This is a genomic window from Rhodococcus sp. ARP2, from assembly GCF_001029585.1.
Lineage (GTDB): Bacteria > Actinomycetota > Actinomycetes > Mycobacteriales > Mycobacteriaceae > Rhodococcus_F > Rhodococcus_F erythropolis.
Genome location: NZ_LEKE01000100.1, coordinates 1 through 15,453, shown reverse-complemented (window position 1 = coordinate 15,453; position 15,453 = coordinate 1). Strand labels below are relative to the sequence as shown.

Here is a 15,453-nt window from a genome sequence, read left to right as displayed (position 1 = left end):
CGCCGATGGCCGGACCGTTGACAGCGGCAATGACGGGGATGGGCGCCGTGTCGATCGACCGGAGCATTTCGAACAAGCGGTCGGTGAAGCCCTCCATGTAGACGTCGCCGGACAGGTCCGCGCCTGCACAGAACGCCGATCCCTCACCGGTGATGACGACAACGTGCGCATGCTCGGCGACTGCCGCGTTCATCGCGTCCCGTATTGCGATGCAGAGTTCGGCGCTGAGCGCATTACGACGCTCGTGACGCTGCAACTCGATGGTCACGACGTTGCCGTCACGGGAGAACCCGATCATGTCCGCTCACTTTCGTTTCTGGAAGGCTCGACACACGGGAGTTCCGAGGCGCCGCTACCGTCCGCATACTTCTCTGCAGCTAAGTTCTGTACATCAGGAGGTTAGATTACCGATGAGTACAGACGACCTTGCCGCACAGCAACCACACCCGGTTGACGTGGTGGTGATCGGCGCGGGACAGGCCGGACTCTCCGCCGCGTACTACCTGCGCAAGTTCGGAATCGAACCCGAATCGGGGTTCGTGGTGCTCGATCATGCGTCCGGTCCGGGTGGAGCGTGGCAGTTCCGCTGGCCGAGCCTGACACTGAGCACCGTCAACGGTGTGCACGACCTCCCGGGGATGTCCTTTGCGGAAACCACCGGTACAGACGCCGAACAAGTGCCTGCATCGGTGGCGGTCCCCCATTACTTCGAACTGTACGAAAAGCAATTCGAACTTCCCGTCCACCGCCCGGTACACACACGGGTGGTGTGTCCGAGGGAAGAGCGACTGCGAATCGAAACCGACCAGGGGGTGTTCGCGGCGCGAGGCTTGATCAACGCGACGGGAACCTGGGAGCGCCCCTTCATCCCCCACTATCGCGGGGCCGAGTCCTTCCGTGGCCGACAGCTCCATACGAAGGACTATCGAACCGCTGCGGAGTTCGAAGGCAAACATGTTGTGGTGGTCGGCGGCGGTATCTCGGCCGTCCAACTGCTCGACGAGATCTCACGCGTCACGACCACTACCTGGGTGACGCGGCGCGAACCCGAGTTCCGCGACGAGCCGTTCACGCCGGACATCGGCCGCGATGCGGTTGCCATGGTCGAAGATCGTGTACGACGCGGCCTGCCACCGGGATCCGTTGTCTCGGTGACCGGCCTCCCCGTGACGCCTGCCATCCGGGCAGCGCGAGAGCGTGGTGTGATGAATCGACTGCCGATGTTCTCCGAAATTCTTCCGAACGGCGTGAAGTGGGCCGACGGTACCGTCGTCGACGCCGATGTCATCTTGTGGTGCACCGGTTTTCGTAGCTCACTCGATCACCTGGCGCCGTTGCACCTGCGCGGACCGGGTGGCGGAATCCCGATGACCGGGCGCCTCGCCACGCAGGTCGAAGCGGACCCTCGCGTGCACCTGGTGGGATACGGACCGTCGTCGTCGACGATCGGAGCCAACCGCGCCGGCCAAGCGGCGGCGCGCGAACTGACCGCGTACCTGGGAATCGGCGAATGAACAGAATACTGATTCCGGGCGAAACCTGCTGGCGCATCGAACCGGCGGACAATCTTGCCTGCATCGTCGACGCCGCTGACTACTTTCATCATGCGAAGTCCGCAATGCTGCAAGCGGAAAAGCGAATCATGTTGATCGGCTGGGACTTCGACACGCGCATCAAACTCGAACCAGGCAAGCAGACGCTCGACGGCCCCAACCGATTGGGAATGTTCCTCCGCTGGCTGGTCCGCGAGAAACCCGACCTCGAAATCCTCGTACTCAAATGGAACATCGGCGCGTTCACCGCAATTGGGCGCGGCATGACTCCCGTCTTCGTGTCCAACTGGCTGACCGACGAGCGCCTGCGGTTCGAGATCGACGGCGCCCATCCCGTGGGTGCGGCGCACCATCAGAAAATCATCGTCATCGACGACGCTCTGGCGTTCTGCGGCGGCATCGACATGACGGTGGACCGCTGGGACACCTCGGATCACGTCGACCGCAACGACTACCGGATCACACCGAGCGGAAGACGTTACGGCCCTTGGCATGACGCAACCACAGCGGTCGACGGCAATGCTGCCGCGGCCATCGGCGAATTAGCGCGGGCACGCTGGAAATCCGCAACCGGAGAGGACCTCCCACCGGTCCAGAGCACGGCGACGCCGTGGCCGGTCAATTTGGCTCCTACCTTGCGCGTCGTCGACGTGGCCATCGCCAGAACGCTGCCGGAACTCGGCGAACGCACAGAGGTACGCGAGATCGAGGCGCTCTATCTCGCGGCCATCGCCGGGGCAGAACACACGCTGTACATCGAAAGCCAGTACCTCGCCTCACGCACGCTGGCCGAGGCGATTGCCGCGCGTCTACGTGAGGCCGACGGGCCGGAGATCGTTCTGGTCATTCCGCGCAATGCCGATGGATGGCTCGAACAAAAGGCGATGGACGGGGCACGCCACGACCTGCTGCATTTGCTGTGGTCGGCCGATATCCACGACCGGTTCGGTGCGTTCTATCCCGTGACCTCTTCCGGCGCACCAATTTACGTGCATGCCAAGGTCCTCGTGATGGACGATCGCCTCCTGCGAATCGGGTCGTCGAACCTCAACAACCGTTCGATGGGCTTCGACACCGAGTGCGACATCGCCGTCGAATCCGACGACGACGCAGATGTCGAGTTGCGCGCCTCGATCATCGGATTGAGGCGCCGGCTACTCAGCGAGCACCTCGACGTCACCGAAGAAGAAGTCGACGACGCGTTGGGTGAGCAGTCACTGTTGTCGACGGTTCGCGCTCTCTCGACCTCCGACGCTCGCAGTCTGCGCGAATTCGACCGGAATACAGTCGACGGCGAAGACCACGTGCTCGCTGAAAATGCACTGATGGATCCCGAGCACACGCCGCCCAGACTGAGCGATCGAATCGAAGGGTTGCGCCGCCTGCTCGGCAAACGCTGAGACTCTAGAACACGCGCACGCAGTGCCCGGTTGCCAGCGCGAGTTCGACGAGTGTTGCACCGTGAACACTCGGGACGAGCGCGATGAGAAACGTATCGCTGTCGCTGTCGAGCCAGGCAAGTGAAACGCCCGTCTCGGTGATGTTGTCGCCGACTCGAGCGAGAAGCGATTCGAGTCCGGCAGATCGATCGAAGGTCATGGCAAGACTCTGCGCCCACTCCCACGATCCTGCCGGCGCCGACTCGAGCGCTCTCAGCTGACCGAGAACCTCGGCAGCGTCCTCGTTCCAGTCCACCCAGACCAGGAGTTTTCGGTCGTGCAACGCGTCGACGAGAGCAAACCACGCCAATTCCGGGTGCGGCTTCTCGAGCGTCTGTGAGTACAGCTCGTTCTGTACTTCGACATACCGTTCCGGATAGTCGATCGCGAGAGTCACACGGTCGATGACGACAGTGCTGTCAGGGGCGAGCAGTTCGGCGATCGCGCGCAACGCGTCGCGAGCAGGTCCACCCACTATGGCTCCAAGGTTCGATTCGGTCATCGGTGCGGTTTCCACAGTCTGACATGCGAGTGCGCCTCGTTCGGACGTGTCCTCGATGTCAGGTCCTGAGGCGGATCCCTCCGGAGATTCCCGCGCGCCGCACATCAACGAGTCGACGAGTTACCGAATCGAACAACCCGGCTATCCCATTCGCCGCACTTGTCCGTTTACCCTTTCACCTGGCCTTACAATCCGGATATAGTCGTCGGCGATCCATGAAGCCAACTGGGATGTAGCGAGCCAGCGAACAGTCTGTTACCGTTCAGCTAACTACCCCTTCTGGTCAAACCGGATTGAAGGGGTTCGGGCAATGACCCACGGGGGGTTGACGTGAAGGGGCCATGTTCCGCATGAAACACGATTCACACACGACAACCTCTTGGTGGTCGATCGGCGAATGGCGCCTGGGCTGGAAAGTCATCGCCGTTCTCGCATTGCCGATGATCGTCGCCGTCGTCCTCGGCGCACTTCGAGTTCAGACAGAACTCGAAGAAGCCGCACAGCTGAGTTCCTCATCCGAGCGTGCCCTCGCAGTGCCCGCCGCGATCAACCTCGAATCCGCGCTGTACGAACTCGCCGAAGCCGCATCGGCACGCACTGACACCGGCCCGGCAACACAAGCAGTTTCGGACGCAATGGACCAACTGGTCGACGCCGCGCGCGCGTTCCATTCCGACGACGACCTCAACGACCAAGTAACTTCGGCGCTCGCCGAGAGCCGTTCCATCACCGAGGAGATCGCCGCCGGCGCGGTGGCTCCCGCACGCTTGGTTTCGCGGGTCGGCGAAGTCTCGCGCGCGCTCTCGAGCACCTTCACCAGCGTCGTCGAGCATTCTCAGCGTCCGGCGCTGCGCGAAGAGGGTGGTCGACTCTCGGCACTCTGGGATGCGCGACGAGCGCTTGCCGAACAACGAATCCTCTTCGGCTCCGGTGATCCGGACCAGCAAGCTCGTACGTCGATGGTCAGTGCTGCCGGTGCCGAACTGGTCGCTCTGAACAACATTCTGGCCATCGACGGGAGTAACGACACCGTCCAGACCCTCAGCAACTCTGCTCAGAACCGGATCAACGCCCTCGGATCAACTCCGTCGACCTCTCCTCTGGGGAGCCGCGTCGGCGCCGATCTGAAATCCGGCAACGACCAGTACAACAGCCTGACCGACACCACCGTCACCGAGTTCGGCGACACCGTCACCGCCGAATCCAATGCAGCACGAACCGCAGCACTCCGTGACACTGCAATCGTGCTCGGCGCGGTTCTGCTGGCACTGGCCATCGCCCTCGTCATCAGCCGATCGCTCATCGATCCGATCCGCCGGTTGCGATTTGCCGCATTGCAGGCCGCACGACGCGGACTCCCCGACGCGATCGAACGAATTCGCGCAGGTGCCAGTACCGACGAACTCGACTTCGCCCGTGTCCCGATCCGCACCCACGAGGAAATCGGCGAGCTTGCGCGCGCGGTGGACGACATGCACGGTCAGGCCATCACGCTTGCCGGCGAGCAGGCCACCCTGCGGCGCCAGGTCAACGACATGTTCGAAACGCTGTCGAGGCGCAATAAGTCCCTCGTCGACCAGCAACTCGGTTTGATCGAACAGTTGGAGCAGGACGAAGACGACCCGCGTCGCCTCGAGAATCTGTTCCGGCTCGATCACATCGCCGCGAGAATGCGTCGAAACGGCGACAACTTGCTGGTTCTCGCCGGAACCGATGTACGCCGCGCCAGGACCGCCCCCGTCGCTCTCGGCGATACCCTTCGCGCCGCGGTATCAGGCGTCGAGGAGTATCGACGCGTCGAACTCGGGCAGATCCCGCCCGGAGTCGTCACCGGTCATGCTGCCCCGGACGTCGTTCACCTCATCGCTGAGCTGCTCGACAATTCTCTGCGGTACTCCCCACCGGAGACCACCGTCTCCATCAACGCTGCCCGCACTATCGACGGCTCCATGATCGTCGAGATCGCAGATCTCGGTATCGGCATGTCGCCTGCCGATATCCTCGATGCCAACGAGCGCCTCGCCGCCGGCGGCGAGATGAGCGCGGATACAGCGCGTCGCATGGGTTTGTTCGTCGTGAGCCGAATCAGCCGTCGCTACAACATCTCTGTGCGCCTGCGCCCGACGGCAACGTCATCGACGCACAGCGGCATCACCGCCACGGTGCTCCTACCGACGTCGATACTCGATTCGTCTCGGGGACCCGAGATCCGCACGCCGCGAACCGGACCCGTTCCCACGCTCGATCGGACTCCCCCTCCAACACCGCCTGCACCCTCATGGTCACAGCCCGTCCCGACCGAATCCGCACCCCCGCAGCCTGCGACCAGAAGTTTCGCTGATCTCCCGCGTCGAACGCCCGGTAACAGTACCGATCGGACTGAGACGTTCGCCCCGATCACACCGCAATCGACACCGACGGCAACAGCGCCTTCGGGATTACCACGTCGCACTCCGGGCACAAGTGGAGTACCGGCAGTCAGCACCTCGACTCCGACCACTGCTGCACCCGCCACCTCGGTGTCGTCCTTCGCTCCTCTGCCCGATCCCGAGGGCACAAGCACATCGACGTCCCTTCCCGTTCGTACTCCGTCGCCGGAATTCACCTCGCCGGCACAGGGTCCCGAGATCCCGGTGGGTCCACAACCGTCGACAACCCCGCCGCCGCGGCACCGGCTCTCAGCCCCGACGCCGACAAATACTGCGGCATTCTTCTCCTCACGCACCCGTGACGGGCTCTCTGCTCGCGCATCGGCGAGGGCTGACGGCGCGGGCGACGGCAACTCGAACGGCGTACCCTCTGCTCCGACCACGATGCCGATTTTCGCCCGGATGGTGTCGGAATGGCTCGTGGATCCGACGGCGGAGACTTCAGCGACTTCCACCGGCAGCTCGTGGACTACCGACGCGGATCAAGGCTGGCTGGCCGCTCGGACCTCGTTCGAGATGCCGGTCACCAAGATCGCCGATTCCGGTCTGCCCATTCGAGACCGCGGAGCCCGCCTGGTTCCTGGTGCCGTCGGCGGAGGCGGTACGACACAGCGCCATGCATCCAATCCGGCGGACGTCCAACGTGGTTGGAGCAGTTACCAATCCGGAGTACAACGAGGGCGTCGGCGCGCCGCCGACCATCAGCCCGATGGCGGACAGTCTTTCGAATCGTCCACGATGTTGCACAACGATGAAGGAGAACAGTGAACACTGTCGGAGCCCAAGAGACTCCCCGCGCACTCGACTGGCTGGTTTCGGCTTTTGCCCGAGACGTGCCGGGTGTGAGTCACGCGATCATCGTCTCAGCCGACGGGTTGTTGACCGCCTCGAGCACACACCTTCCGCTTGATCGGGCGGATCAATTGGCCGCTGTCACTTCCGGACTCGCCAGCCTGTCCGCGGGGGCGTCACGCCTCTTCGACGGTGGGGCCGTCATGCAGTCCGTCGTCGAGATGGAGAACGGCTACCTGCTTCTCATGGGCGTCGGTAGCGGCGCTTACCTTGCCGCGCTCGCTGTCGCCGGATGCGACATCGGCCAGATCGGTTACGAAATGGCGACTCTCGTCGATCGCGTCGGGACCACGATGGACATTGCCCCGCGAACGTCGCAGGGTATTTGAGTTCGATGCCTCACCATCAATCCGAGTACGACGACCCCGAACCCAGCTTGGTCCGGCCGTACGCGCTCACCGAAGGTCGGACCCTGCCGTCCATCGACCTCCCGCTCGAAGCGATCATCGCGACGATCGAGGACGTGGTCTCGAACAATCTTGCACCGCAAGATATTCGTGCATCGATCGTCGCACTCTGCGAGCAGCGGATCTCGATTGCCGAGATCGCTGCCCACCTCGGTGTTCCGATCGGAGTCGTGCGGGTACTGGTTGCCGACCTCGTAGTAGCCGGATCACTGGAAATACATGCCACTCTGCGAAGCGACGCATCTCGAGTCGAGCGACGCGAACTGATCGAAAGGACCCTCAGTGGACTTCGGGCACTCTGACTCATCGTCTCGCGTGAAATCGACAAAAATCGTGATCGCCGGGGGTTTCGGTGTTGGCAAGACGACGCTTGTGGGGACCGTCTCCGAAATCGTCCCCCTTCGCACGGAGGCAATGGTCACCGACGCCAGCGACGGTATCGACAATCTCGGTTCCACTCCCGACAAGAGCACCACGACGGTCGCGATGGACTTCGGGCGCATCACACTCGCCGACGACCTGGTCCTCTATCTGTTCGGAACCCCGGGACAGCGCCGCTTCTGGTTCATGTGGGACGACTTGATCACCGGTGCAATCGGTGCGGTCATTCTGGTCGACACGCGCCGCCTGGAAGACAGCTTCGCTGCAGTCGACTTCTTCGAGGCGCGAGGGCTCCCGTTCATTGTGGCGGTCAACCGTTTCGACGGCGCACCAATCCATTCGGCGAGCGATCTCCGGCAGGCATTGGCGCTACCCAACCGCGTTCCCATGATCGAGATCGACGCCCGAAACCGCGAATCGGCCAAACGCGCGCTGATCGCCGTCACCGAGTACTCCCTCGAACGACTTGCAGCTGAAGCAGTCGTCTAGATGAATCACCAGATGCGAATCGTCGCCGAAAGGAACTGGCATGTCGGATGAAATGCACCATTTCTCGATGGGAATCTGGCTGCTCGGGCTCGCCTACGTCGTGTCCGTGGTCGGGTCGGTAGTCGGCCTGGCGTGCACCAGGCATTCAGCGTCGGCGACAACAACCGCCACACGCATGCGATGGCTCGCCATGGCTGCCCTGTCGATCGGTGGTGTCGCCATCTGGCTGATGCACTTCATCGCCATGCTCGGCTTCGCAGTCCCCGGCAGTCCCATTCGATACAACCTCGGATGGACCGTGATCTCCGCGATCATCTCAGTAGGTGCTGTTTTTGTCGGTCTGCTGATCATCGGGACCGAATTCCGCTGGACGCGGCTTCTGATCGGCGGCGTGGTGACCGGTCTCGCCGTGAACATCATGCATTACACCGGCATGCGCGCCTTGCGCTTTCAGGGTGAGATCCACTACGACCTGCTCTTCGTTGCATTGTCGGTTCTCATCGCAGTCGTCGCCGGAACCGCTGCACTGTGGTTCACCATGGTGCTCGAGTCCACGATTCTGCGTTTTGTCGCCGGAATCATCATGGGCATCGCCGTCGTCGGTATGCACTACACCGGAATGGCCGCAGTCGAGGTTGTTCACGACGCGGCAGCCCCGGCGCCGCAGGGACTCGAAGTGTTCTCATTCCTCTTCCCTGTCTTCGTTCTCGGCCTGCTGGCGTTGGCAGTTCCGATTGTCGCCGTGCTGACAGCGCCCAACCGTGCGACGGCACGGATGGAATCCGCCGCCGACGACCTGGCGTTCGAAGCACGAGAGTTCGCGACCTCGAACTGAGAGGAGTACGGGGCGAGTCGATGTGAATCGACGACGCCCCGTACATTGCGGGGATGGTGGATGCCGGACACAACCCCCCGCCGTCGGCCGACGCGGCACTGGTCGTGATCGGTGGTTTGCCGGCCACCGGCAAATCGACGATCGCGCGGGCGCTTGCTCAGCATCACAAGATCCCCTACGTGCGGATCGATACCATCGAACAGTCGCTGATCCGCAGCGGTATCGCTGATGTATCCGGGACCGCCGGATACATCACCGGGTACGCGCTCGCCGCCGAACAATTGCGACTGGGACTCTCGGTCGTGGTCGAATGCGTCAACCCAGTCGAGGCGACACGAAACGCCTGGTCCGCTACCGCACAACATAATTCGGCGCGCTTGCTCAGTGTCGAAGTCATCTGTTCGGATCCCGACGAGCATCGCAGACGCGCAGAACGGCGAGTCGTCGACATCCCGGATCTTGTACTACCTACGTGGCAGGAAATCCTGGATCGAGACTACGAGCCGTGGACCACGGAACGGCTCGTGCTCGACACCGCAATCATGAACTCCGAGAGCGCAGTACGACGAATAACTGCCAGAATGTTCACCGAATGAGAGCTGCTCACAGGGTGAGAACGAAGAATGCACTGTTCGGATCTTCGCGGTAGTTTCCGAACGGTGGAGACGGGACGAACCCGAATCTCGCATACAGTCGGCGTGCCGGATCGAAGAAGTCCTGTGTGCCGGTCTCCAATTCGAGTTGCCGGTAACCTCGTTGTCTCGACTCGTCCACGACGTGTTGAAGAAGTCGCGTACCCACGCCACGCCCTCGAGCTACCGATGAGGTTCGCATCGACTTGATCTCGCCACCGGTCGACGACAGTTCCTTGAGTGCAACACAACCGAGTAGATCGTCACCTTCGCTCCACAGCGTCCACATGGTCACGGAACTATCCGTCAGCCCGGTGATGTCCAGCGCGTGAACGCTGTCCGCGGGCGAGGTCGCATGCATGTCGGCGAGATGTTCGGTCAGTAGAGCACGGACCACATCCCGACTCAGGTCGTCAATTTCGATTCGCACGGATCCTCACTGTCCTCTTCGCTTCCGGCAGCATCGAATGAAAGTATGACTGGCCATCACTTCGGCGAAGGCTTGGCCCGTACGTGGATGCGTTCTCCTTGGGGGCCGAACAGACTCAGTACCTCGACCGGGCCGCCGCCGTCACTACCGAACCAATGCGGGTTTCGGGTGTCGAATTCAGCAGCTTCACCCGTACCCATCACGATGTCGTGATCGGCCAACACCAACCGCAACCTCCCCGACAAGACGTACAGCCATTCGTAGCCGTCGTGCACTTGCGGGTCGGGGTCCGTCTGGCTTGCCGGGATGGTCATCTTGAATGCCTGCAGCCCACCGGGTTGCCGAGTCAGCGGCAATACCGTTCGCCCACTGACGCTTCGAGGCGCACTCTGGATACGTGGATCGGCGACCTGTGGTGCCGCAACCAGTTGGTCCAACGGCACTTGGTGGGCAAGCGCGATCGGAAGCAGCAACTCCAGACTGGGTCGACGCTCCCCCGCTTCGAGCCTCGACAGGGTGCTCTTCGAAATACCGGTGGACTCGGACAGCGCTGTGAGCGTGACGTTCCTCTGTGTACGAATGCGTTTGAGGCGCGCGCCGATCTGCGAGATGGCGGCATCGATGTGCGGACCGTTGACATTCATGGTGCCGAGTCTGACGACGATTCCCAGAAATGGCAACATTAGTTGCTGACGAACCTCCTCCGCGAGCAATCTGTGCTCATGCGAACACACACTGAAACAGAGATCCTCGACGCCGTGATCGTCGGCGGTGGCGCCGCCGGACTCAGTACAGCCCTGGTGTTGGGTCGTGCTCGGCGCTCGGTCGCCGTCATCGATTCCGGCAAACCGCGCAACACACCGGCAGCACACATGCACGGCTTCCTCTCGCGAGACGGCATGGCGCCAGGTGAGTTGCTCGCCGTCGGACGCAGCGAATTACAGACGTACGGAGTCGAATTCAAACGCGACGACGTAGTCGACATCTCCTGGCGCGGTATCGAACCCGGCTTTGTCGTCGAACTGTCGGGAGGCACGACGCTCGAAACTCGCACTGTGCTGGTTGCCACCGGCCTACGGGATTCACTCCCGGAAATACCAGGAATCCAGGAGCTTTGGGGGCAAAGCGTGCTCCATTGCCCGTACTGCCATGCGTACGAGATCAGCAACCAACCGATCGGCGTTCTCGGCGGCGACGCTCGCGAGATGTCACTTCACCAGTCGTTTCTACTCCGACAGTGGTCGTCGGATGTGACGTTCTTCCCCGACAAGATCTCGCTCACCCCCGACGAACGCGCGCGACTGGCTGCCCGAGGAGTGACGGTTGCCGACGGATCGGTATCTGGATTGGTCTGCGAGAAAAGCAAACTGAAAGCCGTCGAACTCGACAACGGCCAACTGGTTGCGCGCTCAGCACTGTTCGTTGCGCCGCGTTTCGTTCCGAACGACGCACATCTGACGCGACTCGGCTGCAAAGCCAGCCCCACGGGATTCGTGGCTGTCGATCATTCCGGCGCCACCAGTGTTCCCGGTATCTGGGGCGCCGGCAACGTCGTCGACCCTCGCGCACAGGTAATCAATGCTGCGGCTGCAGGTTCAACCGCGGCGATCGCAATCAACGGATACCTGGTAGAGCAGGACGTCGAATCGGCTCTTCGCTCGACCGACCCTGAAGGTGGTTTCTCGGCGGCCATGGAGCAGGGCGTCTGCGAGATGAACGGCGGCAGCGCCCTTCACGGCATCTGACCGAAGCGTCTAGGTCGCGGGGCCGCCGTGCAACTTCTCGTAGGCGGCCTTCTCGGCGTCGTGGCGCGAGATCTTCTTCGGGTTCTCGAGGTCGGAAGGCAAACCGTGACGCTCGAGGCGACGCGACCTGTTCTGAGCCATGTAGGAGACCGAATAGAACAGCGCCAGAAGCACTCCGAGCAGCACCATCGACGCCCGCAGGGCCCACGGCCCGGGGAAGAGCATGAAGGCCGCGAAGACGGGAATGAACGGCACCATGCTGCGGATCAGGTGACGTGGCACAGCCCAGTCACCGATCAGGTCGTTTCGCACCCAGTCCTGCATCGAATCGGGCAACTTGCGCCCCACTGAATAACCCAACCACTGAAGGGGATTCGGGCTCGTGCGTTGCTTTTTGGAAGTCACGGAAGTCACCTGTTCGGTACGCATCGGTCTTGACGCAGTCGTCACGTTTCTTTCAGATGTGGTCATCACATTTCTCTCATTGGTCCAAAGCGCCGGCGCGGAGCGCGGCCTCGTTGACCCGCGTCAGAACGTTGTGGAGTTCTTCGAGTTCGGCGAGGCTGACGCCGAGCTTCGCGACAACCGCCGGCGGTATCTTCTCCGCCTCGTCACGCAGTGCCACACCGGCTTCGGTGAGGTCGACGTCGAGTTGACGTTCGTCGGCGCGGCTACGGGTTCGCGTGATCAACCCGGACGCCTCGAGTCGCTTGAGGAGCGGCGAGAGTGTCGGCGAATCGAGCTGCAATGCCTGCCCGATTTCCTTGACCGCCATCGGCGACTTCCCCCACAGGGCAAGCATCACCAGATACTGGGGATGTGTGAGGCCCATCGGCTCGAGCAGTGGCCGGTAGACGGACAGGACTGCCCGGTTCGCGACCGCAAGTGCAAAACACACCTGCCGGTCGAGAGCCAGCGGATCGTCCATCTGCGTCTGCGGAGCCTTCGTCGTCATGAATCCGATGTTACCAGATTGATTAGTGCAGTAACTATTATCGCACTAATCAATCTGGCGATGATCGTCACTCTTCTCCAACGTCGACGTGGGTTGCCCGGTGAGGCCCACGTGCGCTTCCGCCCTCATTCGCTCCACCATGTGCGGGTAGTGCAGCTCGAACGCCGGACGCTCGCTACGGATGCGCGGCAACTCGGTGAAGTTGTGACGCGGCGGTGGGCAGGTGGTCGCCCACTCCAGCGAGTTTCCGTAACCCCACGGATCGTCGACGGTGACCACCTCGCCGTAGCGGTAACTCTTGAAAACGTTCCAGATGAACGGCAGTGTCGACGCGCCGAGCACGAAGGCGAAGATCGTGGACACCGAGTTCAGCACCGTGAATCCGTCCGAGGGCAGGTAGTCGGCGTAACGACGGGGCATACCTTCGCCACCGAGCCAGTGCTGGACGAGGAACGTGCCGTGGAAGCCGACGAACGTGGTCCAGAAGTGCCACTTGCCGAGGCGCTCGTCCATCATGCGACCGGTCATCTTCGGGAACCAGAAGTAGATACCGGCGTACGTGGCGAACACGACCGTACCGAAGACCACGTAGTGGAAGTGGGCGACAACAAAATACGTGTCGGTGACGTGGAAGTCGATCGGCGGACTCGCGAGAATAACGCCCGACAGACCACCGAAGAGGAATGTGATCAGGAAGCCGACCGAGAACAGCATCGGCGATTCGAAGGTCAACTGCCCCTTCCACATCGTGCCGATCCAGTTGAAGATCTTCACACCTGTCGGCACGGCGATCAGGAACGTCATGAACGAGAAGTAGGGCAGGAGAACAGCACCCGTCGCATACATGTGGTGAGCCCACACCGCGATGGACAGAGCTGAGATCGCCAGTGTCGCGTAAACCAAACCGGTGTATCCGAAGATCGGCTTACGGCTGAAGACCGGGAAGATCTCCGAGACGATGCCGAAGAACGGCAGCGCGATGATGTACACCTCGGGATGCCCGAAGAACCAGAACAGGTGCTGCCACAACAGAACTCCACCTGACGCCGGGTCGAAGATGTGGCCACCGAGGTGACGGTCGACGAACAGACCCATGAATGCAGCGGTCAGCAGCGGGAACGCCATCAAGATCAGAATGCTGGTGATGAAGATATTCCAGGTGAAGATCGACATCCGGAACATCGTCATGCCTGGTGCGCGCAAACAGATCACCGTGGTGATCATGTTGACCGCACCGAGAATAGTGCCGAGACCGCCCACTGTCAGTCCGAAGACCCACAGGTCGGCTCCGACGCCGGGGCTGTGCACCGCACCCGACAGCGGGGTGTACGCAGTCCAACCGAAGTCGGCAGCGCCGCCCGGCGTGAGGAATCCGCCGAGTACGATCAAACCACCAAAAGTGAAGAGCCAGAAGCCGAATGCGTTCAAGCGCGGGAAGGCCACGTCCGGGGCACCGATTTGCAGCGGAAGTATGTAGTTCGCGAAGCCGAAAACGACGGGCGTCGCGTACAGCAGCAACATGATCGTGCCGTGCATGGTGAACAACTGATTGAACTGCTCGTTCGAGAGGAACTGCATCCCGGGGACAGCCAGTTCCGCACGCATGAACAGGGCCATCAGGCCGCCGATCAAGAAGAACACGAAAGCCGTGATCATGTACATGATCCCGATCTTCTTGTGATCGGCGGTCTTGATCATGTCGAACATCCACGACCCCTTGGGATCACGACGCTTCGGGTACGGCCGCTCCGGAATCGGCTCCAGCTCTCCGGTCCGCTCGTCCGGCACCGTTGTTGTCATGCTCGCGCGTCCTCTTTCGTGCTCGATACCGCCCTCAAGAACTTTCCGCACGACCATATCGCATGTTAATAGTTAATGCACAAACTAAGTTTGGTCGACGTGGACATCAATCGAAAACCGAACGTACGCAACCTTTTGCAGATTTCGGTGAGATAAAGTCAGGCGGCGGAATAGGTCAAGGGTCCGCCGCGTTGAACAAACCCGTGACTCTTCCCGACACATCGACAGCACCCGAGGCCCCCGCGTTGCGCGGCCTCTTCGAGCCTTTCGAGGTCAAATCACTCTCGTTGCGCAACCGTTTTGCGATGGCCCCGATGACTCGCGCCTTCTCTCCTGACGGAATCCCCGGCGCCGACGTGGCCGAGTACTACCGTCGTCGCGCAGCGGGCGGGGTCGGCCTGATCATCACGGAAGGCACCTATATCCCGGACCCGGCAGCCGGCCCGCACACCCGCGTACCGCGCATCTACGGTGATTCGAGCCTGGGCGGCTGGAAGTCGGTAGTCGACGCCGTGCACGCCGAGGGTGGATCGATCATTCCTCAGCTGTGGCACCTCGGAGTCGAGCGCGGCGAAAACTCGCGTCTGAACCCCGAGGTCGAAACCGTCAGCCCCTCCGGCCTGGCGCTGGACGGCACCCGTCTGGGACGAGAATTCACCACCTCGGATCTCGACACCTTGAAGCAGTCGTGGGTCGACGCCGCACTCAACGCGAAGAACACCGGTTTCGACGGGCTCGAGTTGCACGGAGCGCACGGCTACCTGCTCGACGAATTCCTGTGGGCCGGAACCAATGTCCGCACCGATGAATACGGCGGATCACTGGAAGCCCGCACCCGTTTCCCGGCCGAGGTCGTCGCCGCAATCCGAGAGGCTGTCGGAAACGAGTTCGCGATCGTCTACCGATTCTCGCAGTGGAAGTCCGGCCACTACGACGCTCGTATCGCCCAGAGCCCGGCTGAACTCGGCCGCATCCTCACTCCCCTGGTCGACGCCGGCGTCGAC

General features: G+C 62.0%; 17 protein-coding genes. 10 read left to right on the top strand and 7 right to left on the bottom strand.

Annotated elements, in window-relative coordinates; translation table 11 throughout:
- Positions 1-298, bottom strand: a 298-nt coding sequence (locus tag ABX74_RS26005; protein WP_047890023.1) for an enoyl-CoA hydratase-related protein, incomplete at its 3' end; no start/stop codon positions are given.
- A 112-nt stretch (positions 299-410) separates the two neighbouring features.
- Between ABX74_RS26005 and ABX74_RS26000 the strand changes: the two genes are divergently transcribed.
- Positions 411-1,514, top strand: coding sequence for an NAD(P)-binding domain-containing protein (locus tag ABX74_RS26000; RefSeq protein ID WP_029255983.1), 1,104 nt, complete (start codon positions 411-413; stop codon positions 1,512-1,514).
- Entirely contained in the window at positions 1,511-2,953 is a 1,443-nt protein-coding gene (locus tag ABX74_RS25995) for a phospholipase D-like domain-containing protein (protein WP_047890022.1), read from the top strand. Before ABX74_RS26000 ends, ABX74_RS25995 begins: the two co-directional genes overlap by 4 nt.
- 4 nt (positions 2,954-2,957) lie before the next feature.
- On the opposite strand, the gene ABX74_RS25990 is transcribed toward ABX74_RS25995, so the two are convergent.
- Positions 2,958-3,494, bottom strand: a complete 537-nt coding sequence (locus ABX74_RS25990; protein WP_223258015.1) for a hypothetical protein — start codon at positions 3,492-3,494, stop codon at positions 2,958-2,960.
- A gap of 350 nt (positions 3,495-3,844) precedes the next feature.
- On the opposite strand from ABX74_RS25990, the gene ABX74_RS25985 reads away from it, so the two are divergent.
- Genes ABX74_RS25985 through ABX74_RS25960 form a run of 6 tightly spaced genes read left to right on the top strand, consistent with a single transcriptional unit; the run spans position 3,845 to position 9,483 of the window.
- Positions 3,845-6,691: an ATP-binding protein gene (locus ABX74_RS25985; protein ID WP_223258014.1), complete on the top strand. Its 2,847-nt coding sequence runs from the start codon at positions 3,845-3,847 to the stop codon at positions 6,689-6,691.
- On the top strand, positions 6,688-7,104 hold the full coding sequence (locus tag ABX74_RS25980) for a roadblock/LC7 domain-containing protein (RefSeq protein ID WP_003940329.1): 417 nt from the start codon (positions 6,688-6,690) through the stop codon (positions 7,102-7,104). The genes ABX74_RS25985 and ABX74_RS25980 overlap by 4 nt, the downstream gene beginning before the upstream one ends.
- 5 nt (positions 7,105-7,109) lie before the next feature.
- Positions 7,110-7,484, top strand: coding sequence for a DUF742 domain-containing protein (locus ABX74_RS25975; RefSeq protein WP_047890020.1), 375 nt, complete (start codon positions 7,110-7,112; stop codon positions 7,482-7,484).
- Positions 7,465-8,052, top strand: coding sequence for a GTP-binding protein (locus ABX74_RS25970; RefSeq protein WP_003940118.1), 588 nt, complete (start codon positions 7,465-7,467; stop codon positions 8,050-8,052). Before ABX74_RS25975 ends, ABX74_RS25970 begins: the two co-directional genes overlap by 20 nt.
- 40 nt (positions 8,053-8,092) lie before the next feature.
- Complete coding sequence (locus ABX74_RS25965; protein ID WP_019744851.1) at positions 8,093-8,887, top strand: MHYT domain-containing protein; 795 nt, start codon at positions 8,093-8,095, stop codon at positions 8,885-8,887.
- A gap of 53 nt (positions 8,888-8,940) precedes the next feature.
- Positions 8,941-9,483 carry an AAA family ATPase gene (locus ABX74_RS25960; protein WP_047890019.1) on the top strand — a complete coding sequence of 181 codons (543 nt, stop codon included), beginning with the start codon at positions 8,941-8,943 and terminating at the stop codon, positions 9,481-9,483.
- Positions 9,484-9,490: 7 nt separating this feature from the next.
- On the opposite strand, the gene ABX74_RS25955 is transcribed toward ABX74_RS25960, so the two are convergent.
- A complete protein-coding gene (locus ABX74_RS25955; protein ID WP_047890018.1) occupies positions 9,491-9,949 on the bottom strand; it encodes a GNAT family N-acetyltransferase in 459 nt (152 codons plus the stop codon).
- Between the two features lie 56 nt (positions 9,950-10,005).
- Entirely contained in the window at positions 10,006-10,632 is a 627-nt protein-coding gene (locus ABX74_RS25950; protein ID WP_019744854.1) for a helix-turn-helix domain-containing protein, read from the bottom strand.
- 33 nt (positions 10,633-10,665) lie between these two features.
- Here ABX74_RS25950 and ABX74_RS25945 point away from each other — a divergent pair, with 33 nt between their 5' ends.
- Positions 10,666-11,694, top strand: coding sequence for an NAD(P)/FAD-dependent oxidoreductase (locus tag ABX74_RS25945; protein ID WP_082148563.1), 1,029 nt, complete (start codon positions 10,666-10,668; stop codon positions 11,692-11,694).
- Positions 11,695-11,703: 9 nt separating this feature from the next.
- On the opposite strand, the gene ABX74_RS25940 is transcribed toward ABX74_RS25945, so the two are convergent.
- The 3 genes from ABX74_RS25940 to ctaD are packed head-to-tail and all read right to left on the bottom strand — an operon-like array spanning position 11,704 to position 14,449.
- The gene (locus ABX74_RS25940; RefSeq protein ID WP_042451127.1) at positions 11,704-12,123 is read right to left on the bottom strand and encodes a DUF5313 family protein; all 420 of its coding nucleotides are present in this window, start codon (positions 12,121-12,123) and stop codon (positions 11,704-11,706) included.
- Positions 12,124-12,175: 52 nt separating this feature from the next.
- Positions 12,176-12,649: a MarR family winged helix-turn-helix transcriptional regulator gene (locus tag ABX74_RS25935; protein WP_019744857.1), complete on the bottom strand. Its 474-nt coding sequence runs from the start codon at positions 12,647-12,649 to the stop codon at positions 12,176-12,178.
- 45 nt (positions 12,650-12,694) lie between these two features.
- Positions 12,695-14,449 (bottom strand): cytochrome c oxidase subunit I, encoded by a 1,755-nt coding sequence (ctaD, locus tag ABX74_RS25930; RefSeq protein WP_047890016.1) that lies wholly within the window; start codon positions 14,447-14,449, stop codon positions 12,695-12,697.
- 203 nt (positions 14,450-14,652) lie between these two features.
- On the opposite strand from ctaD, the gene ABX74_RS25925 reads away from it, so the two are divergent.
- The coding region (locus tag ABX74_RS25925; protein WP_047890015.1) for a 12-oxophytodienoate reductase at positions 14,653-15,453 on the top strand (801 nt) is incomplete at its 3' end.